This is a genomic window from Deltaproteobacteria bacterium (genome assembly GCA_029210625.1).
In the GTDB taxonomy this organism is placed as follows: domain Bacteria; phylum Myxococcota; class Myxococcia; order SLRQ01; family SLRQ01; genus JARGFU01.
In genome coordinates this window covers 1-20332 of the sequence record JARGFU010000003.1, presented here as the reverse complement: position 1 = coordinate 20332, position 20332 = coordinate 1, and the positions used below count along the sequence as shown (strand labels likewise).

The window sequence follows — 20332 nt, the reverse complement described above, 5'->3', positions numbered from 1 at the left end:
ATGGCCTATACCCGCACCCCCGTGAAGGCGCCGCGTCTCGCCGGCTTCAAGCTCAAGCTCTTCGTCGGTCTCCTGGAGAGCCCCTTCGGCGGACCGCTGAAGAAGATGATGCTCACCAACCTCGGGATGCCCGCCTTCCGGGAGCGGGCGATCGAGGAGGGCCCCTCGCCCTGGTCGATCCGGCCTCACCCGGCGAAGGCCCCCGAGGGGAGCGAGCCCGATCTCGAGGCGCTGATCTCCAGCCCGCCCCCCGGGGGCAGCTTCCCGGAGGAGTCGGTCTGGGCCTTCGTCTCGGCCTACCGCGCCGGCGACCGCTCGCCGGTCGACATCGCCCGGCGGGTGGTCGAGGCCACCCGGCAGTCGAACGCCACCACCCCACCCCTGCGGGCGATCATCGCCCAGCACGAGAGCGACCTGCTCCAGCAGGCCCAGGAGTCGGCCGAGCGCTACGCCAAGGGCACCACCCGCTCCCTCCTCGACGGGGTCCCGGTGGCGGTGAAGGACGAGGTGGATCAGGAGGGCTACGGCACCACCGCCGGCACCTCCTTCCTGGGGCAGAGCCCGGCCCAGAGCGACAGCACGGTGGTCGAGCGCCTGCGCAACGCCGGCGCCCTGCTCATCGGCAAGGCGAACATGACCGAGATCGGCATCGTGGTGACGGGCCTGAACCCGCACCTCGGCGCGGTCCGCAACCCCTACGATCCGGCGCGGATGACCGGCGGCTCCTCCAGCGGCCCCGGCGGCGCGGTCGCGGCGGGCCTCTGCCCGGTCGCCCTGGGCGCCGACGGCGGCGGCTCGATCCGGATGCCCGCGGGCTTCTGCGGCCTGGTGGGGCTCAAGCCCACCTTCGGCCGGGTCAGCGAGCACGGCGCGGCGCCCCTCTGCTGGAGCGTCGCCCACCTGGGCCCGATGGGCATGACCGCCCGGGACACCGCCCTGCTCTACCACGTGCTGGCGGGCCCCGATCCCCGCGACCCCCACTCCCTCGAGCAGCCCGAGCCGACCCTCGCCGGCCTCGGCGATCCGGATCTCTCGGGCCTGCGCATCGGGGTCTACCGCCCCTACTTCGAGGACGCCGACGAGGAGGTCGTGAAGCACTGCGACGGGATGCTCCAGAACCTCACCGAGGCGGGCGCCAGCGAGGTGGGCATCGAGATCGAGGACATCGACGGCATGCGCCTGGCGCAGCTGGTCACGATCGCCTCGGAGATGGTCGCCTCCCACCGGCAGTACTACCGGGAGGATCCCACCCGCTACGGCCACGACGTGCGGCTGAACTTCTCCCTGGTCGCCTCCCTCGACGGCGCCGACTACGTGAACGCCCAGCGGGTCCGCACCCAGGCCTGCGAGCGCTTCCGCCGCCTCTTCGGGGAGGTCGATCTGATCGCGCTGCCCACCTCGGGCACCGTGGCGCCCCCATTCCCGGCCGACGCCGCCGAGACCGGAGAGTCGAACCTCGAGCTCCTCGACAAGATCATGCGCTTCGCCGGCATCGCCAACCTCACCGGCCTGCCGGCCATCACCTTCCCCGCCGGCTACACCGCCGCAGGCCTGCCGGTGGGCTTCCAGCTCATCGCGGCGCCCTGGCGCGAGGACCTGCTGCTGAAGGCCGCGCTGGTCTCGGAGCACTTCGTGCCCAAGAAGTCCCCCCGGGTGCGCTACGACCTGCTCGGCGAGCAGTGATCAGGGCGCGGCGGCGGCCACCTCGGTGGTCGCCTCGCCTGGATCCGGCGCCGTGCCCTCGCGCAGGGCGAGGAGCTCGCCGACGAGGTAGAGCGAGCCCCCGACCATCGTGACCTCCCCGCCCGCCGCGTCCGCGGGCGGCCGCCCGCCCTCCAGCAACTCCGGCAGGCGGCCGGCGAGGACCGCGCCCGGCACCCGGCGCGCGACCTCGGCGTGGTAGGTGCGGGCGTCGAGCCCCCGCTCGCTCACCGGCGAGACCAGGGTCAGGCGCCGGATCAGGGGCAGGAAGGGCTCGAGCAGGGCCAGAGGATCGCGATCCTTGAGGCAGCCGAAGACGAGGTGCAGGGGGCGCCCCTCCAGCAGGGCCGGCAGCGCGGCGGCGCTCGCCTCGGCCCCGGCACGGTTGTGGAAGCCGTCGCAGAGGAGGGAGGGCTCGAGCCACTGGAGCCGCCCCGGCCAGCGGGTCTCCTCCAGGCCGCGCCTCAGCGCCTCGGCGTCGGGCGCGGGCCGCCCCTCGAGCGCGGCGAGGCGGCGGGCGGCGAGGATGGCCACCCCGGCGTTGATCGCCTGGTGGGCGCCGGCGAGCCGCGGACGCAGGCCCGGGTGGAAGACCTCGCCCTCCCGGTAGCCCTCGGCGCCGAGGGTGGCGTCCTCCCCGAAGCGGTGGAGGGGGCAGCCGCGCTCGGCGGCGAAGCGCGCGATCACCTCGGCGGCCGCTGCCGCCTGCGGCGCGCTGACCACCGGCGCCCCCGGGCGGAAGGCCTCGGCCTTCTCGGCGGCGATGGCCTCCAGGGTCTCCCCGAGGGTCCTGGTGTGGTCGAGATCGATGCGGCTGATCACCGTGAGGTCGGCCCGCGCGGCGGTGGTGCCGTCCCAGCGGCCGCCGAGGCCGGCCTCCCAGACCACCACTTCGCAGCCCTTCCGCGCGAAGTGCCGGGCGGCGAGCACCACGGCCCACTCGAAGAAGGTCAGCCCCCGCCGGCCGGCCTCGCCGGGCAGCCGGGGGTCATCGCTGGCCCAGGGGGCCGCCGCGTCGATCTCCCGGTAGGCCTCGGCCAGCTCGGCGGACGTCGCGTCGACCCCGTCGACCCGCATCCGCTCCTCGAAGTGCACCAGGTGCGGCGAGGTGAAGAGGCCCACCCGGCGGCCCTCCTGCTGGAGCAGCGAGGCGAGGGTCGCCGAGACGCTCCCCTTCCCCACCGTGCCCACCACCTGCACCGCCCGGTAGCCGCGGTCGGGGTGACCCAGGGCCGCGAGGACGCTGCGGGTCGGAGCGAGCGAGGGGTGCACGCCGCTGCGACGCAGGGAGAAGAGCCACTCCCTGAAGCGCTCCGCCTCCATCAAGCCAGGAGGTTGAGCAGCAGCGCCAGGCGCGCGCGCAGCTCGGGCCGGCGGACCACCATGTCGACCATCCCCTTCTCGAGGAGGAACTCCGAGCGCTGGAAGCCCTCGGGGAGGGTCTGGCGGATGGTCTGCTCGATCACCCGGGGGCCGGCGAAGCCGACCAGGGCCTTGGGCTCGGCCACCACGACGTCGCCGAGCCAGGCGAAGGAGGCCGCCACCCCGCCGGTGGTGGGGTGCAGCATCACCGAGATGAAGGGCTTCTTCACCTCGCGGAAGCGGCCGATGGCCGCCGAGGCCTTCGCCATCTGCATGAGGGAGAAGACCCCCTCCTGCATCCGGGCGCCGCCCGAGGCGTTGAAGAGGACCACCGCGCACTTGCGCTCGTGGGCCCGCAGGAAGAGGCGGGTCACCTTCTCCCCCACCACCGAGCCCATGGAGCCGCCCATGAACTGGAAGTTGAAGCCGCCCACCGCCACCAGGTGGCCGTCGAGGCGCGCGAGCCCCGAGACGAAGGCCTCGTTCTCGGAGAGGCGCTTGCGGGTGGACTTCAGGCGATCGCGGTAGCGCTTGCTGTCACTGAAGCCGAGGGGATCCCCGGACTGGAGCTCGGCGTCGGTCTCCTCGAAGCTGCCGGAGTCGAGGAGCGAGGCGAGGCGGTCGCGGATCGGCCAGTGGAAGTGATGGTCGCAGAGGGGGCAGACCATCTGGTTGCGCTCGATCTCGGCGGCGTAGACGATCTCGCCGCAGCCGTCGCACTTGCTCCAGATGCCCTCGGCGATCTGTGACTTGGAGGCTGCCGTCCGCTTGGACGGCGTCTTCGAAAACCAGGCCATGCGCTGCCTTCCTAGGCGTCCCCGAACTGTTCCTTCATCTCCAGGAACTCGAGGTACTGCTGTAGCTTCGCCCGGTCGACGAGGCGTGTGGTCTCTTCGGTGGTCTCGACGAAGCCCTTCTTGCGAAGGCCCTCGAAGACCTCTTCGATCTCGTCGAGAGGCAGGCCCAGCTGGGAGGGCAGGTCCTCGGCGACGAAGGGAAGCGGGTTCATCCCCTTGGCGTCCTGGGAGAGCAGGAAGTGCACCACCCGGGAGCGGGCGTCCCGCATCATGAGGTTCTCGATCTGCTCGTCCGCCTCCTGCAGGCGGGAGGCCAGGCGCTTGACCATCCGCAGCGCCACCTCGGTGGAGCCGAGGATCATCGCCTCGAAGACCTTGGGGTTGATGACGATCAGCTTCGCCTCCGAGGAGACGGTGGCGGTCGCCGAGCGGGGCTTGGCGTTCAGGATCGCCATCTCACCGAAGAACTCGCCCTGCCCCAGCTCGGCCAGGAACTTCTCCCGGCCCCGGATCTCCTTGGTGATCCGCACCGTCCCGGCGTGGATGACGTACATCTCGTCGCCGCCCTCTCCCTCGCGGAAGAGCACGGTGCCGGCGGGGAAGGTCTTGCCGAATTTCTGGAAGAGGACGTCCTCGACACCCATGGGGCTCTACCCTGTTCTCGAGAGTTCCACTCTGGCCCGGTGAGCGGACAGCCTCGCGTATAGGGGCCTGCCTAGCAAGAAGTATGGGGTCGATCCAACCCCGGTCTGGCCGAACGCGAGGGCGGGTGGTTCAGACCAGGCCGGCCGAGGTGAGGCGATCGATCGACTCGTGCAGGCGGCGCTGCCCGATCTCCTCGAGGACCTCACGTACGCCCGGGTGATCACCGCAGAACTCGAGGACCTCGCGCCGGGAGATCTTCAGGACCTCCACCGCCTCGTCGGCGACCACGTCGGCGGTCACCGGTGAGCCGCTGAAGGTGGAGATCTCGCCGAAGAAGTCGCCCGGCCCGAGCTCGGCGAGCGCGACCGCCTCGTCCTGCAGCCCGCGGCTCTCGACCCGCAGCTTGCCCCGCTTCACCAGGAAGATGCCCTCGGGATCGTCGCCCTCCTGCAGGATGGTCGACTCGGCCTGGTGGCGCTCCATCGAGGCGCAGCGGGCGAGCTCGTGCCGCGCGAACTGGTCCAGGCTACCGAAGACCCGCGAGGCGGCCAGGGCCGTCTCCATGGCGCGCTTCTGGTAGAACTCGACCAGGACTCTGCGCACCCGCGGGTGCTGCCGGGTGAGCTCGAGCAGGTCCTCGTGGTGGATCTCCAGCACCTCGACGTCGTCCACGGCCCTTACGGTCGCGTGGCGGATGCCGTCGGTGAGCATCCCGAACTCGCCGAAGAAGGCGCCCTCCTCCAGCTCGGCGACCTCCTGCACGGACTCGCCGGAGTTCACCTCGACGACCAGGTGCCCATCGCTGACCACGAAGATCGACGAGCCCACGTCGCCCTGCTCGACCACCGTCTGACCGGGGGCGATGGGCCGCGCCTGCACCCGGGTGAGGAGGGCATGGAGCTCCTCGGGGGCCAGGTCGGAGAAGAGAGGCGTGTGGGGCATCTCCGGCAGGGCGTCGGGGGCCAGCTCCACGAAGGCCAGGTCCAGGTCACCCAGGTCGAGGGACTGCAGGTCGTCCTCGGCCAGCTGCCGCCGCGCCTCCTCGTCGCTGGTGACGGCGAAGGGGTTCTCGGCCTCGGCCATGGCGGCGAGGAGCTCGGAGCCGCTCGGCCCGGCGCGGGGCGCGGGGGCGGGCGCGGGTGCTGGTGCGGGCGCGGGCGCCGGTTCGGGCGCGGCGGCCAGCTCCGGGTCGAGGGCCTCCTGAACCTCCACCGGGATCTCGATCTCGACGGAGATCTCGTCGAAGCTCACCGGCCTCGGCGGGGGCATCGAGGGGGGCGCGGGGCGGGGCACCGGCTTCGGCGCGAGCCCGGCGGGCGCGGGCTTCGGACCCGGCGGGGGGGCAGGCTCCGGCGCGGGCTCCGGGGCGTGGTCGGCGGCGTGGACCTTCTCGTCCAGCATCGCCTTCACCGCCTTGGAGGGCGGCAGCCCCCGGGCGGCGTAGAGGAGCGAGAGCTTCTTGGCGGTGGCGGTGTCCTCGGGCTGGAGCTGGAGGATCATCTTCAGCACCGAGATGGCCCGCACCAGCCGCCCGTCGTCGGCGTAGAAGTCGGCGACCCGGTGGTAGACCTCCAGGGCCTTCTCCTCGTTGCCGAGGCGCTGGTGGAGCTCGCCCACCTTCAGCAGGGTGCGGTCGTCCCGGGGATCGAGCTCGATGAGCTCCTCGGCCGCCGTCAGGGCGTCCTGGTAGTGCTGGCGGGCCAGGCTCTTGGCCACCGCCTCCTTCAGCTTCCGGATCTTGCGCTCGGACATCGTCCTCAACCCGCTCCTACTTGGTCGTCATCGTGTAGACGCCATCCCAGTCGTCTCCCGGCGGAGTCTCCTTCATGGCGTTGCTGCGCGCGATGTAGAGCTGCGCCGCGTAGTCCCCCGGCTGGTGCTCCAGGCACTCCTGGAAGAGCGCGATGGCGCGATCCCAGAGCTGCTCCTTGTAGTGCACCAGCGCCTCGGAGAAGAGGTCGAGGAAGACCTTCTGCTCCGGGGTGGGCTGCCCGAGGGCCAGCAGCTCGTAGATCCGCACCGGCTCCCGCTTGCCCTTCACCCGCACCGCGTCCAGGGGCCGCACCACCACCTGGCCGCTGACCTTGGCCAGGGTCGCCTCGCTGATGATGATCTTGGTGCCGTACTGCTTGTTCGTACCCTCGAGGCGGGAGGCGAGGTTCACCGAGTCGCCCATCACCGTGTAGTCGAAGAGCATGTCCGAACCGAAGTTGCCCACCGACACCTGACCGGTGTTGATGCCGATGCCGATCTCGATGGGCGGCCAGCCGCGCTCCACGAACTCCTCGGCGAGGCGGTCGCAGACCTCGATCATCTTCACCGCGGTGGTGCAGGCCCGCAGGGCGTGATCCTCGAAGGGGATGGGATCGCCCCAGAAGGCCATGATGGCGTCGCCCATGTACTTGTCGAGGGTGCCGCCCTGCTCGAAGACCACGTGGGTCATCGGCGTCAGGTAGGTGTTCAACACGATCGCGAGCTGCTCGGGAGGCAGCCGCTCGCTGATGGTGGTGAAGCCGCGGATGTCGGAGAAGAGCACCGAGAGCTCGGCCTTGGTGGGGTTCAGGGCGAGCTTGCTCTCGTCCTTGAGCACGCTCTCCAGGACCGAGGGGGCCAGGTAGTGCTGGAAGGCGCGGCGCACCTTGCGCTTCTCGCGGTCGGTAAGGGCGAGCTGCAGCCCCAGGACCACGCCGCTGGTGCCGACGAAGAAGGCCAACGGCGTGAAGAGGAAGAGCTCCACCCCGTGGTTCACGAAGACGTAGAGATCGACGGCGATGTAGATCCCCACCCCGAGGACCACGAAGAGGACGATGAAGACCGCCCCCTTGATCCGCGGCAGGGCCAGCCCGACCAGGAGCGCGATGCCGAGGAGGATCACCGCCTCGATGGGGGCCATCCAGCCCCAGCGCACCAGCAGGCGGCGGGAGAGGATGTTGTCCATGATCGCCGACTGCACGTAGACGCCGGGGATCATCCCGTCGTAGGGCGTGACCCGCTGATCGTAGGTGCCCAGGGCGGTGACGCCGACCAGGGCGATGCGCCCGGCGAGCAACTCGGGATCGGCCTTGCCCTCGAGGACGTCCACCGCGGAGACGGTGTCGAAGTCGCGGCCGCGGCCGAGGTGGTTGATCAGGATCCGGCCCTGCTGCACGGGGTCGAGATCGAGATCGAACTTGTCGCCGTAGGCGAAGCCCGGGAGGGTGACGGGGTCGACCGGCGGGAACTCCTCGACGTCCTCGGGGAGGTTGTCGATGGCCTCCTGCCGCTCCTCGCGCCAGGCCTCCCACTTCGCGACGTGGGCCTCCTCCCAGGGGCCGGGCGGGAGCTCCTCGGCGCGCTGCTCCATCCAGTCGATGGCGCCGTGGGCGTCGGTGATGGCCAGGCCGTCGGCCTCGGCCGAGCCGACCCGGAGGCGGACGGTGAGCACCTGCCCCTGCTCGGCGTCCCAGAGGGGGTAGATGTTGGAGCCGAGGTAGGCCGCCACGCTGCGAAGGGCGAGGGAGGGCACCAGGCGATCGCGATAGCGCTGCAGCACCTCGGCGCGGCGCAGGCCGCCGTCCCGGTCGGGGTAGACGTTGATCAGCCCGAAGTAGGGGGTGGCCGCCGAGAAGGCCGGCAGGGGCGACTCGATGCCCTCGTTGAGGTAGCCGATGTTCACCTGGGGCGCGTCCACCGGCACCTCGAGGGCGTACTCTCGCTCCGCGCCGCTCTCGGCGTCGGTGCGGGCCTCGTAGAGGTGCGCGACGAGGAAGGGCCGCACCCGGGTGAAGCAGGCGTCGAGGTGCTCCTCGGAGAGGTTCACCGAGCGCACGCCCTCGCGGGAGCGGTAGCCGAAGAGACCCCAGACCACCCGGCCGGACTCGAAGATGGCCTTCGCCAGCTGCTCGTCCGGCCCCTGCTCCGAGAGGGTCCTCTCGAAGTAGGCGTCCAGCTCGGGGACGGTGGGGCGCTTCGCCTCACCCTCCTCGAGCGCCACCCCCTCCGGGACCTTCAGGCCGCCGGCGACGGCCTCCTGATAGATCTCGTGGATCTCGTGGAGGGTCGTGTGCCGCCCGGAGAGCTGGGCGTCGACGAAGGACATGTCCAGGGCGATGACCCGCACCTTCGCCTCGGTCAGCCGGTCGACCAGGTCGGCGACGATGCTGCGGTCCCAGGGCCAGAGGCCGTAGGTCCCCACCGAGCGCTCGTCGATGCCGATGACGGTGACGTGCCCCGAGGGCGTGATGGGGCCCCGCAACCGGAACTTGATGTCCAGGGCCTTCGCCTCCAGGGAGCCGGCGAGGGTGTCCTCGGCCCGCACCCCCGAGAAGGCCCTCAGGTGCAGCCCCGCCGCCAGGATCCCCAGCGCCAGCGCCACCTTCCACGCCGTCGGCACCAGATGGCGCTTCCATCCTCCAGCTTCCCCGCTCATCTTCGGTCCGCGAGGGTAGCAGCGCAGGCGACCTGCCGGCTACCGAAAGCGCTCGCGCAGGGCGGGGTCCGCGGCGATCGCCGCCCGGGTGTGGCGGGCGAGGCCGGGCCCGGCGTCCCGCACCTCCTCCCAGAGCGCCAGCAGATCCTCGAGCCGATCCACGTCCCGGAGCAGAGGGCCGGCCGCCACCTCCACCCCCCGCGCCCGCAGGCGGGCCTCGCAGGCCACCCGCTCGCCGCCGCTGCTCCACGCGACCCCCTCGAAGACCGCGGCCCAGGGGAGGCCGGCGGGCCCGGCGACGCACCAGAAGCCGCCGTCCGGGGTGGGGGCCAGCACCGCCGCCCCCTCCCGGGCCCGCGCCAGGCAGGCCCGCAGGTCCGCCGGGCGCAGGGCCGGCAGATCCGAGCCGACGATGGCGAGGGTGGCGACGCCATCGGCGGCCTCGGCGGCGAAGGCGCCCGCCATCCGGGCGCCCAGATCCCCCTCCCCCTGCAGCCGCCAGGGCAGCCCCGAGAGGGCCTCCTCCCTTCCTGCCGCCTGTCCGGGGGGTGGCGCCTCGGCGAGGTGCACGACGACCTCGGCCCCGCTGCGCCCCGCCGCCTCCAGGGTGTCGGCGAGGAAGGCGCGGTAGAGGGCGAGGGCCGCCGCGTCCCCGAGCGCCGCCGCCAGCCGGGTCTTGACCCTCCCGGCCCGGGGCGGGCGAGCGAAGACGCAGACGCGGCCAGGTGAATTTGTGCCTTCCACGGGCTGGAGTCGTACAATGAAGACAGAAGGCGTGCACCCTCCCGGTGCCGCCTGGCCCCCTGGAAGGGAGATCGGCCTGATGACCCACAAGATCGTCCGGGAGTACATGGCCAGCGAGCCCACCACCCTGCAGGAGACGGATACGCTCCGAGCGGCGGTCGAGTGCGTGCTCGTGCGGAAGATCCGCCACCTGCCCGTCGTCGACGAGGAGGGGCAGCTGGTGGGCATCTTCACCGACCGCGATCTGAAGCGGTCGCTGCCCTCGCCGCTCTCTGGCCTCGAGGCGGAGGACCGGGAGCAGCTCCTCGACGAGACGACCATCCAGCGGCTGATGACCCGCGAGCCGGTGACCATCTCGCCGGACGCCAACCTCGCCGACGCGGTCGAGCAGATGATCGAGCGGAAGATCGGCGGCATCCCGGTGGTCGAGCACGGCCGCCTGGTCGGCATCATCACCCAGACCGACGCCCTGCGCGCCCTCCTCGGGCTGCTCGACTGAAGACGCCGCGGCGCGCTTTTTTACTCCTCCTCGCCTTGAGCGGAGCGCTCCCGGAGCGGGACAATGGGTCCATGACCCGCACGAGCCCGCTCCTCCTCGCGCTCCTCCCCTCGCTCGTCCTGCTGGCTGGCTGCGGCCGCTCGACCGTCGCCGTGGAGACCTGCGATCCCGCCTGCGGGCCCTGCGAGCTCTGCAACGACGATCAGATCTGCGAGGTCGATCCGGGCTGCGCCACCTGCGGCTCCGACGCCGACTGCCAGGCCTGCGAGAGCTGCACCGGCGGGGAGTGCGTGGCCGGACCCTGCCGCTGCAGCACCAGCCTCGACTGCGAGGACCTGGAGATCTGCCAGGCCGGAGTCTGCACCGCGCTGGGCGGCTGCCAGAGCGACACCGACTGCGGCGACGGTGAGGTCTGCGAGCTGGGGGCCTGCCTCGATCCCGGCTGCCTGACCGACGGCGACTGCCCGGGCGCCTTCCAGTGCGTCGCGGGCCGCTGCGAGGCCATCGAGGGCTGCCGCACGGACGCCGACTGCCTCGCAGAGGAGGTCTGCGCCCTCTACGGCCGGACCTGCGTCCCGCGCGTGGCCTGCACCGACGACGCCGACTGCGGCGGGGGCAGCTTCTGCCTCGACGGCGCCTGCCAGGCCTGGCGCATGTGCCGGGCCGACGCCGAGTGCGGCGCGGGCGAGTACTGCACCCGCAGTGGGGTCTGCATGGCCATCCCCGACTGCGTCGAGGACTTCGAGTGCGCGCCGGGCGAGCGCTGCGACTGGGGCAGCTGCCAGCCCTACACCTGCAGCGAGGACGCCGAGTGCAGCAACGGCTGGACCTGCGAGGCCGAGCGCTGCTTCCCTCCCCTGCTCTGCACCACCGACGCCGACTGCCTCTTCGAGCTCTCCTGCGTCCAGCACCTCTGCCAGGAGCCGGGCGGATGCACCGACGACAGCGAGTGCCGCAGCAACGAGTACTGCGTCCTCGGCGCCTGCACCGCCCTCCCCCCGCCCCAGTGCGAGACCGACGCGGACTGCGGCGTGGGCCGGGAGTGCAACGTGGGCTTCTGCAGCGCCCGCCCGGAGTGCCGCTCCGAGCTCGAGTGCCCGACGGGGGAGGCCTGCGAGGCCGGCGTCTGCGTCGCGGCGCCCTACTGCGTCAGCGACCTGCACTGTGCCACCGGCGAGGTCTGCAACGACGGCCTCTGCGTCCCGCGGGCCGGCTGCCAGAGCGACGCCGACTGCCCCGAGAGCACGGGCTGCGTGAGCGGGAGCTGCGTGTGGGTGCCCGAGTGCGCGACCAGCAGCGACTGCCCCTCCGCGGCCGAGGTCTGCGACCGGCAGCAGTGCGTCCTGCCCCCCGGGGCCTGCCGCTACACCCACGAGTGTCCGGCCACCTGGACCTGTGAGCTCTCCACCTGCGTGCCCCCCGCCGAGTGCAGCGCCGACACCGACTGCGGGGCGAGCGAGACCTGCTCCTACGGGGCCTGCGTCGCCCTCCCGGGCTGCCAGTCCGACGCCGACTGCGGTCCCGGCGAGGAGTGCAGCTACAACTCGCGGCAGTGCGAGACCCTGGTGAGCTGCACCGGGCACGCCGACTGTCAGCCCCTGGGCTACTGCGTGGGCGGCGCCTGCCAGGCCTACGCTCTCTGCCGGAGCGACCTCGACTGCCCGGGCGGCACCTACTGCAAGGACGTGATCTGCACGCCCTACCCCGACTGCCGCACCGACGCCGAGTGCGCCCCGGGCGAGCGCTGCGATCTCCTGAAGTGCGTGCCCGAGACCTGCGCCACCCACGCCGACTGCCCGGACGACTGGCGCTGCTGGAGCGGGGCCTGCTGGCCGCCCCTCCTCTGCCTGGACGACGCCACCTGCGCCTGGCTCGGCGCCGGCTCCACCTGCGTCAACGGGGAGTGCCAGGGCGCCGCCGCCTGCGCCACGCCGGCGGACTGCCCCCCGGGCCTCTCCTGCGTCTCCGGGGGCTGCATCCAGCTGCCCGGCCAGTGCACCACCGACGCCGACTGCCGCGTGCAGGAGGTCTGCGACCTCGGCTACTGCAGCGTCCCGCCCGAGTGCCGCGCCGACCTCGACTGCGGCGCGGGCTACGTCTGCGAGGGTGGCGCCTGCGCCTGGCGGGGCACCTGCCTCTCCGACACCGCCTGCCCCACCGGCGACACCTGCGCCAACGGCCGCTGCGAGGCCGGCGCCTGCGCCGCCGACGGCACCTGCCCCGTCGATCACGTCTGCGACGGCGGCACCTGCATCCACGCCCCGGCCTGCTCCCTCCCGGAGGACTGCCCGGGCGCCTCCTGCGTCCAGGGCCACTGCCGCTTCCTCCAGCCCTGCACCTTCCACTTCGAGTGCGGCGCGGGCCAGAACTGCATCAACGGCACCTGCGGCTTCGCCGGCACCTGCTTCGAGGACGCCGACTGCGGCGCCGGCTTCTGCATCTGGTACCGCTGCCTGCCGGCGGGCGCCTGCCGCAGCGACGCGGACTGCGTGGCCCCCGAGATCTGCGACGCCCTCTCGGCCACCTGCATCGCCGACACCACCTGCGCCGACGACCTCGACTGCCCGGCCGGCCAGCTCTGCCTCGGGGACACCTGCGGCACCCAGCCCACCTGCCAGGGCGACGTGGACTGCCCCACCGGAACCATGTGCTTCAACGGCACCTGCTGGCCCACCCTCGACTGCCTCTCGGACGCCGACTGCCCGATCGATCAGCGCTGCGACATGGGCTCCTGCCAGCCCTTCGTCTGTGCCTCGGACGCCGACTGCAACGACAACTTCTCCTGCACCGCCGGCCGCTGCCTGATCCCCCTCTTCTGCACCGACATCAGCGACTGCATGAGCGGGCTGCAGTGCGTGAACCGGCGCTGCATGAACCCGGGGGGCTGCCAGACCGACGCCGAGTGCCCGGTGAACCAGAGCTGCATCGAGGGGGGCTGCTTCTTCTTCCCCGGCAACCTCTGTGAGCGCGACGTGGACTGCGCCCCCAACGGCGAGTGCAACTTCGGCTTCTGCAACTTCCCGGCGGTCTGCCGGATCGACACCGACTGCCTCTCCAACCAGATCTGCGTGAGCGGCCAGTGCGTCTCGGGCACCCAGTGCACGAGCGACGGCGACTGCCTGGCCGGCCAGAGCTGCGTGAGCAACCGCTGCCAGTGAGAGGGGATCCGGATAGGATGACCGCCATGCGCCGCCTCGCCTCGATCCTCGCCTGCCTCGGGCTGCTCGCCTGCGCCGATCCCAACGCCCCGGTGGTCGAGGCCACGGCCCTGGGTGACACCCGGGACCCCCTGGGCCCCTACGCCGTGGCGGTGGTGGTGCGGGAGAACCGGGAGATCGCCGCCGTGCGGCTCTCCTTCCGCAGCGCCGAGGCCGCCACCGCCGAGGTGCTCCTGATGGAGGACCGGGGCGACGGCCGCTTCACCGGCGAGATCCCCGGCTACCCCGCCGGCGCCGAGCTCCACTGGTTCGTCGAGGCCGAGGACGGCGACGGGAACTTCGGCTACGCCCCCTGGCAGGCCGAGTACGGAGACGCGAGCTGCGTGGACGCGCTCGGCCCCGAGGACCCCCTCCCCGAGGGGGGCGCGGCCTACTGCTTCTCGGTGTTGCCCTGACATTGGCGCCCGCGTAGGGTCCGCCGCGAATGGGCACGAAGACCTACCAGGAGGCAGGCGTCGACATCGCGGCGGGCAACGCCCTGGTGGAGGCGATCAAGCCCGCCGCCGCCCGGACGCGCCGGCCGGAGGTCCTCGGCGGCCTCGGCGGCTTCGGCGGCCTCTTCTCGCTGCCCGAGGGGCTCGAGGATCCGGTCCTGGTCGCCGGCACCGACGGCGTCGGCACGAAGCTGATGGTCGCGCAGGCCACGGGGATCCACCGCGGCCTCGGGCAGGACCTGGTCGCGATGTGCGTGAACGACATCGTGGTCTGCGGCGCCGAGCCCCTCTTCTTCCTCGACTACTTCGCCACCGGCCGCCTCGAGGTCGAGGCCGCGCGGGAGGTGATCGAGGGGATCGCCGACGGCTGCGAGCAGGCGGGCGCCGCCCTCCTCGGGGGTGAGACCGCCGAGATGCCGGGCTTCTATGCCCCGGGGCACTTCGACCTCGCCGGCTTCGCCGTGGGGGTGGTCGAGCGCGCGAAGATCCTCGACGGCAAGAGCGCCGTGGCGGGCGACCGGGTGATCGGCCTGCTCTCCAACGGCCTGCACAGCAACGGCTACTCCCTGGCCCGCAAGCTGGTGGAGGAGCAGGGCCTCCCCTGGGACGCGAGGCCCGAGGTGCTCGGCGGCGAGACCCTGGCCGAGGCCCTCCTCGAGCCCACCCGGATCTACGTGAAGGCCGCCCTCGCCCTCCTCGCGGCGCAGCCCGTGCGAAGCCTGGCCCACATCACCGGCGGCGGCCTCATCGAGAACCTGCCCCGCTCGCTCCCCGCGGGCCTGGTGGCCCGCCTCGACGCCACCGCCTGGCGGCGCCCGCCGATCTTCGACCTGCTCCTGGAGTGGGGCGTGCCGCCCCTGGAGGCCCACCGCACCTTCAACATGGGCGTGGGCTTCTGCGCCGTCGTCCCCGCCGAGGCGGCCGACGCCTCCCTCGCCCTCCTCGCCGGGGCCGGGGTCGAGGCGGTGGAGATCGGTGAGCTCGTGAGCGGCGACGGTCCGGCCGCCGTGGAGCTCGAGGGTCTCGCATGACCCTCACCCTCGGTGTCCTCGCCTCGGGCAGCGGCAGCAACTTCGAGGCCATCGGCCGGGCGATCGAGCGCGGCGAGCTCGACGCGAAGATCGCGGTGCTGGTCTGCAACAAGGAGAAGGCCGGCGTCTTCGCCCGGGCGAGAGATCTGGGCATCCCCGCCGTCCACGTCTCGCACAAGCACTTCGAGAGCCGCGAGGCCTTCGAGGCGCGGATCTGCGAGGTGCTCGCCGAGCACGGCGTCGAGTGGCTGGTGCTCGCCGGCTTCATGCGCCTGGTGGGGGCGACCCTGCTCTCGGCCTACCCCGACCGGATCCTCAACATCCACCCTGCCCTCCTGCCGGCCTTCCCCGGCCTCCACGGCGCCCGGCAGGCCCTCGAGGCCGGGGTGCGCGAGACCGGCTGCACGGTGCACCTGGTCGACGCCGGCTGCGACACCGGCCCCCGCCTGGCGCAGGCCCTGGTTCCGGTGGAGGCGGGCGACGACGAGGCCAGCCTCACCGCGCGGATCCAGCGGCAGGAGCACCGCCTCTACCCCCTGGTCCTCCAGTGGATCGCCGAGGGCCGGCTCGAGGCCCGCGCGCGGCGCCCGGGCTTTCCGGGGTTGCTGCCCCCCACCGACGACCTCGTGATCTTCGACGGGGGCGAGGCATGAAGACGCGCCGGGTCTTCGACGTGGCGGTGCTCGGCGGCAGCACCGGTGCCCTGGTGGCCGCCTGCCTCCTGCGCAAGAAGGGCTACAAGGTCGTCCACGTCGAGCACGACGGGCTCGCCGGCCTCTACCACCACGCGGGGCGCGCGCTCCCGGTGGCGCCCGAGTTCCTCCCCCTCCCCCGCCGCAGCCCGGTGATGGCCGAGGTCCTGGACACCCTCTCCCTGGTGGCCGACAGCGGCCGCCTGCTGCGCGCCCTGCCAGCCCTGCAGATCCTCACCCCGGGCCGCCGCTTCTCGCTGCCCTTCGAGCCCGAGAAGCAGCGCGCGGAGCTCTCCCGCGAGTTCGGCGAGGAGCTCGGCGCCCGCGCCGCGGAGCGGATCGCCGCGCTCCTCCACGCCGACGCCGAGACCAGCAAGCTGCTGGCCGAGCACCCGCCGCTGCCCCCCGACGGCCTCTTCGAGCGCCGCGCCCTCAAGCGCCTCGGCGACACGGTCCCCGACACCGCCCCCTCCTTCGAGGGCCTGCCCGAGCTCGAGACCCTCTTCGCCGGGCTGGAGCGCCTCGGCAGCTACCTCCACACCGAGGCGCCGTCGCCCCTGCAGCGCCTGCGCAGCGTGGCCGGCCTGCTCCAGGGGGTCGTGCGCGGCACCGCCGAGCTCGAGCCGGGCGGCTACGCGAGCCTCCTGCGCCGCCGCTTCGAGAGCCTCGGCGGGGTACGCGCCGGCGGCAACAAGGGCATCGTCGAGAGCATCGGGGTGAAGAGCGGCAGGATCGACGTCATCGAGGTGCTCGACGACAACACCGAGTACCACCCGCGCTTCGTGGTCTCGGGCCTCGAGGTCGCGGCGCTGCGCCGCCTGCTCCCCCTCGACTCGCGCCGCCGCAAGTTCGACGCCCGCCTCGGCTCGGTGCGCCCGCGAGAGCTGCTCTTCTCCCTGAACCTGGTCCTGAAGGCCGGGAAGCTGCCCCTCGGCCTCGCCGACGCGGCCCTCTACCTGCCCCGCGAGAACGGGGCCCTCGACGGCGAGGTGCTCCTCCTCGAGCGCTTCCCCGAGGCCGGCGGCGAGGGCGAGGAGGTGCTGCAGATCTCGACCTTCGTCCCGGCCTCCCGCCGGGAGCAGGGCCGCCCCTTCTTCGAGCAGGAGGAGGCGCGCCTCCTGGACCTGCTGCGCTCCGACCTGCTCCCCTTCCTCGACGAGCACCTGGTCGCCACCTCGGCGCCGATCCTCGAGGACGGCGAGAGCCGGGGCTCGCGCCTGAACCCCTGGCCCCGCCTGGAGACCGACCTCGGCCTCTCCCTCGGCGTGGGCCTGCTGCCGCCCTCGACGCCCTACAAGAACCTCATCCTCGCCGGCCGGGAGAACGTCCCCGGCCTCGGCCTCGAGGGCGAGTTCCTGGCCGGGCACCGCGCCGCTCGCCTGGTCGCCGAGCAGGCGAAGCGGCACGACCCGCTTAAAGGCAGCTAGCCCGAGGAGCCCATGAGCACCGAGCGCGTGAACCCCGTCGTGAAGTACTTCAAGGACTTCTCCGTCCTGAAGGAGACCCGCCGGGAGTACTGGGGTCTGCAGATCGTCAACGTGCTGGACAGCACGGCCTACTTCGCGATGTTCAACATCGTGATCCTGAGCCTGAGCGACGACTTCGGGCTCGACGACGCCGACGCCGGCTACGCCTTCATGGTCTTCTCGTCGGCGACCACGATCTTCCTCTTCCTCTCCGGCCTGCTGACCGACTGGCTCGGCATCAAGCGCTCGCTCTGGCTGTCGATGGTGGGCATGGCGGTGAGCCGGGCGGGCATCGTCGCGGCGGTCTTCCTGCCGGAGGGCACCCTGCGGACGGCGGTCGCCGTGGCCGGGCTCGCGCTGATGGCGCCCTTCGTCGCCATGGTCCAGACCGCCTTCCAGGCGGCGAACAAGCGCTTCACGACCAAGCGGTCCCGCGGCGCCGGGTTCAACCTCTGGTACCTCTTCATGAACGTCGGGGCCGCCCTCGGCGGCTTCGTCGTCGACTGGGCCTTCATCGACTTCGGCTGGCCCCGCTACCACATCTTCACCTTCGGCATCCTCACCTCGCTGCTCTCCATCGTCGCGATCTTCCTGACCATCCACCACACGGAGCAGCTCGTCGGCGAGGACGAGGAGCCGGAAGAGGAGGAGGCGGCGGACGCGCCGCGGCAGAGCCCCATCGAGATCGCGAAGGCGGTGCTGCGCGAGTCGGCCTTCTGGCGCTTCACCGCGCTCATCTCGCTCCTGCTCGGCGTGCGCGCGGTCTTCCTCTACCTCGGCCTCCTCCACCCGAAGTTCTGGACCCGGGTCATCGGCAGCGACGCGGCCATCGGGACCCTGCAGGCGCTCAACCCCATCGGGGTGATCGTCGGGCTGATCGTGCTCATCCCGGTGCTCGAGCGCTTCAACGTCTACAAGATGCTGGTCACCGGGGCCTTCATCACCTCGGTCGCGCTGCTGCTCCAGGCCGTCCCGCCCTTCGGGGGCCTCGATCTGGCGACCTTCACCTACTACTCCGCGGGGATCTTCCTCCTCGTGCTGACGGTCGGCGAGCTCATCTGGTCGCCGCGCCTGCAGGAGTACACGGCCGCCATCGCCCCCAAGGGCCAGGAGGGGACCTACTTCGGCCTCTCGATGGTCCCCTACTTCCTCGCGAAGACGGCCATCGGCTTCGTCTCGGGCCACATGCTCGCCTACTGGTGTCCCGAGGGCATCGGCGATCGGCTCCGGGCCGGGGAGGTGGAGTACTGGCGCACGCCCTACGCGATGTGGCTCGTGCTCGCCCTGGTGGCGCTCGGCGGCTCGCTGACCGCGCTGCTGCTGCGCGGCTGGTTCACCCGGGGCACGGAGCTGGAGAAGGAGCAGAGCCCCGAGGACCGGCACGCCGTCGCGCCGGAGGCGGCCTGAGGGGGCGGGCGTCCCCCGCAGACAGCGAACACGGCGGTCAGGGTTCACACCCCGGCGAGCGCAGGTCGCTCTCCCCGAGGTAGAGGTCCGTATCCTCCCCCCGGCCCCCGCTCCGGCCATCGCCCCCGAGCGTCCCTACATCGGGCCCCCGGGGATTATGGGTTCCGGGCTGCCGGTAGAGGTAGGGCTTCCTCCAGGGATCGATCAGCGCCGTCTTCACGAAGCCCCGCTCGAGGAGGAGCGCGAGCCCCTGATCGGTGGTCGGGACCTCGCCGTATCTGGCCGTGTGGAGCTCGAGGACGGTGTCGATCGTCAGGAGGTCGATCTTCGCCGTCGAGCACCGAGCGTCCCGCCACCGCCCGAGCACCGAGACCGAGACCGCGGCCGCCACCATCCCCAGGATGGTGATGTCGAGCCACGCACCGGGTCGGCTCTGGCCTACGATGGGGCCCCGGGGCTTCGTCGAGAGCCTGACCCCACTGCCGCACTTGCTACTGGCGGGGCGGGACCGGGGGGTTGTCGTGGTCCTCGTAGAGCTCGTCACTGTGGCCAGTACGCAGCGGCTCACCGGTGGGCTGGTACGTGCAGATGAGGACCCCTGTCGGCGCCACCGTGTGGGACACGAGCCGCATCGGGCGGGCGTTCATGTCGTCGGGGAACAGCCGCTTACCCCCGCCGAGGGACACGGGCTCGATCATGAGCCGCAGCTCATCGACCAGATCGGCCGAGATCAGTGCGCGCGCCAGGGTGAGGCTGCCCATGACCTGGAGGTCCCCACCCGGGCGCGCCTTCAGCTCCTCGATTGCCTCGAGTGCACCGTCGGCTGGGATCAGGCGGGAGTTGTTCCAGGTCAGGTCGGCCGGGCTCAACGATCCCGACACCACGTGCTTTTCGATGCGGTTCATCGCGTCCGCGAACTCGTCCCCGGACCGCTCGGGCCAGGCCGCAGCCATGACCTGCCAGGTACGGCGACCGAACAACAGCGCCTCGGTCGTGGCGAACCCGTCGCCGATCGCGGCACCCATCACCTCGGGGTCGAAGAACGGCATCGACCAACCGCCGTGACGAAATCCACCGTCGACGTCCTCGTCGGGGCCGCCTGGCGCCTGGCACACACCGTCAAGGGACATGAACTCGCTGATCACGACTCGCAACGCACTGGCTCCTCGATTCGATCGGATTTCGGCCTCATCGCCAATCCCAGCCTAGGACCCAAGGGACAGGAAGGATTGCCGCCCTTGTGGCTAGGCACCTTTGACGCCTGCTGCGTCTTCGGACCCGCGGTCGCCTCGTCGAGGCTCCGGTCCAACGTAGAATGGGGCCTCGGGGCTTCGCTGAGAGCCTGGCTAGGAGCCTGTCGGGCATAGATCGCCGGTCAGCGATCGACAATCTCAGCTGGCCATGATCGTTTTCGGGCATGGCCGGCGTGAAGACCTACCGTCCGTGGCTGCCCCGGCAGCAGTATCTTTTGGCCCCCTCACCGCAGGATTGGCTGCCGGAAGATGACCTCGCCTACTTCATCCTCGACGTCGTGGAGGAGCTCGACCTCGGGCCGATCATCGCGGTCACCCAGGCCAAGGATCCACGAGGGACGCGTCCCTACGATCCGCGGATGATGACGGCCCTGCTCCTGTACGGCTACTGCGTGGGAGTGCGGTCGTCACGGCGAATGGAATCGGCGACTCACCGGGACGTGGCGTTTCGGGTGATCGCGGCGGGAAACCATCCGGACCACTCGGTGATCAGCGAGTTTCGGAAGACTCACTTCGACGCCTTCGCCGGGCTCTTCGTGGACACGGTGAGGCTGGCTCGGAGGGCGGGCCTGGTGAAGATGGAAAGAGGTGCTGGAAAGAGGTGCGGAAAGAGGTGCTGCGGAAAGAGGTGCCACACACTTGGTGGGGCGAAGACACCCTCCCCGACCCTGGAGC

Annotated in this window: 17 protein-coding genes; 9 read left to right on the top strand and 8 right to left on the bottom strand. The window is 71.7% G+C overall.

What is annotated here, in order from left to right:
* The gene (locus tag P1V51_03550) at window positions 1–1683 is read left to right on the top strand and encodes an amidase (GenBank protein ID MDF1562089.1); all 1683 of its coding nucleotides are present in this window, start codon (window positions 1–3) and stop codon (window positions 1681–1683) included.
* On the opposite strand, the gene P1V51_03545 is transcribed toward P1V51_03550, so the two are convergent.
* The 6 genes from P1V51_03545 to P1V51_03520 form a co-directional block, all read right to left on the bottom strand.
* Complete coding sequence (locus tag P1V51_03545; GenBank protein MDF1562088.1) at window positions 1684–3024, bottom strand: bifunctional folylpolyglutamate synthase/dihydrofolate synthase; 1341 nt, start codon at window positions 3022–3024, stop codon at window positions 1684–1686. It abuts the gene before it with no gap.
* The gene (gene accD / locus P1V51_03540) at window positions 3024–3860 is read right to left on the bottom strand and encodes an acetyl-CoA carboxylase, carboxyltransferase subunit beta (GenBank protein MDF1562087.1); all 837 of its coding nucleotides are present in this window, start codon (window positions 3858–3860) and stop codon (window positions 3024–3026) included. Before accD ends, P1V51_03545 begins: the two co-directional genes overlap by 1 nt.
* 11 nt (window positions 3861–3871) lie before the next feature.
* Window positions 3872–4504 (bottom strand): Crp/Fnr family transcriptional regulator, encoded by a 633-nt coding sequence (locus P1V51_03535; protein ID MDF1562086.1) that lies wholly within the window; start codon window positions 4502–4504, stop codon window positions 3872–3874.
* Between the two features lie 130 nt (window positions 4505–4634).
* The gene (locus tag P1V51_03530) at window positions 4635–6257 is read right to left on the bottom strand and encodes a cyclic nucleotide-binding domain-containing protein (protein ID MDF1562085.1); all 1623 of its coding nucleotides are present in this window, start codon (window positions 6255–6257) and stop codon (window positions 4635–4637) included.
* A gap of 16 nt (window positions 6258–6273) precedes the next feature.
* Entirely contained in the window at window positions 6274–8877 is a 2604-nt protein-coding gene (locus P1V51_03525; protein MDF1562084.1) for an adenylate/guanylate cyclase domain-containing protein, read from the bottom strand.
* A gap of 75 nt (window positions 8878–8952) precedes the next feature.
* Entirely contained in the window at window positions 8953–9657 is a 705-nt protein-coding gene (locus P1V51_03520; GenBank protein MDF1562083.1) for a TIGR04282 family arsenosugar biosynthesis glycosyltransferase, read from the bottom strand.
* Window positions 9658–9736: 79 nt separating this feature from the next.
* Between P1V51_03520 and P1V51_03515 the strand changes: the two genes are divergently transcribed.
* From P1V51_03515 to P1V51_03485, 7 genes are all read left to right on the top strand, one after another.
* The gene (locus tag P1V51_03515) at window positions 9737–10156 is read left to right on the top strand and encodes a CBS domain-containing protein (protein ID MDF1562082.1); all 420 of its coding nucleotides are present in this window, start codon (window positions 9737–9739) and stop codon (window positions 10154–10156) included.
* Window positions 10157–10227: 71 nt separating this feature from the next.
* Window positions 10228–13314: a hypothetical protein gene (locus P1V51_03510; protein ID MDF1562081.1), complete on the top strand. Its 3087-nt coding sequence runs from the start codon at window positions 10228–10230 to the stop codon at window positions 13312–13314.
* Window positions 13315–13340: 26 nt separating this feature from the next.
* Complete coding sequence (locus P1V51_03505) at window positions 13341–13769, top strand: hypothetical protein (protein ID MDF1562080.1); 429 nt, start codon at window positions 13341–13343, stop codon at window positions 13767–13769.
* A 29-nt stretch (window positions 13770–13798) separates the two neighbouring features.
* A complete protein-coding gene (gene purM / locus P1V51_03500) occupies window positions 13799–14839 on the top strand; it encodes a phosphoribosylformylglycinamidine cyclo-ligase (GenBank protein MDF1562079.1) in 1041 nt (346 codons plus the stop codon).
* The gene (gene purN / locus P1V51_03495) at window positions 14836–15492 is read left to right on the top strand and encodes a phosphoribosylglycinamide formyltransferase (protein ID MDF1562078.1); all 657 of its coding nucleotides are present in this window, start codon (window positions 14836–14838) and stop codon (window positions 15490–15492) included. The genes purM and purN overlap by 4 nt, the downstream gene beginning before the upstream one ends.
* Window positions 15489–16958: a hypothetical protein gene (locus tag P1V51_03490; GenBank protein ID MDF1562077.1), complete on the top strand. Its 1470-nt coding sequence runs from the start codon at window positions 15489–15491 to the stop codon at window positions 16956–16958. Before purN ends, P1V51_03490 begins: the two co-directional genes overlap by 4 nt.
* A gap of 12 nt (window positions 16959–16970) precedes the next feature.
* A complete protein-coding gene (locus tag P1V51_03485; GenBank protein MDF1562076.1) occupies window positions 16971–18404 on the top strand; it encodes an MFS transporter in 1434 nt (477 codons plus the stop codon).
* A 37-nt stretch (window positions 18405–18441) separates the two neighbouring features.
* Here P1V51_03485 and P1V51_03480 read toward each other — a convergent pair whose 3' ends face one another.
* Complete coding sequence (locus tag P1V51_03480) at window positions 18442–18798, bottom strand: type II secretion system protein GspG (GenBank protein ID MDF1562075.1); 357 nt, start codon at window positions 18796–18798, stop codon at window positions 18442–18444.
* A gap of 97 nt (window positions 18799–18895) precedes the next feature.
* Window positions 18896–19558, bottom strand: a complete 663-nt coding sequence (locus P1V51_03475) for a dihydrofolate reductase family protein (GenBank protein MDF1562074.1) — start codon at window positions 19556–19558, stop codon at window positions 18896–18898.
* 263 nt (window positions 19559–19821) lie between these two features.
* Between P1V51_03475 and P1V51_03470 the strand changes: the two genes are divergently transcribed.
* Window positions 19822–20332: transposase (locus P1V51_03470; GenBank protein MDF1562073.1), on the top strand; the 511-nt coding region annotated here is incomplete at its 3' end.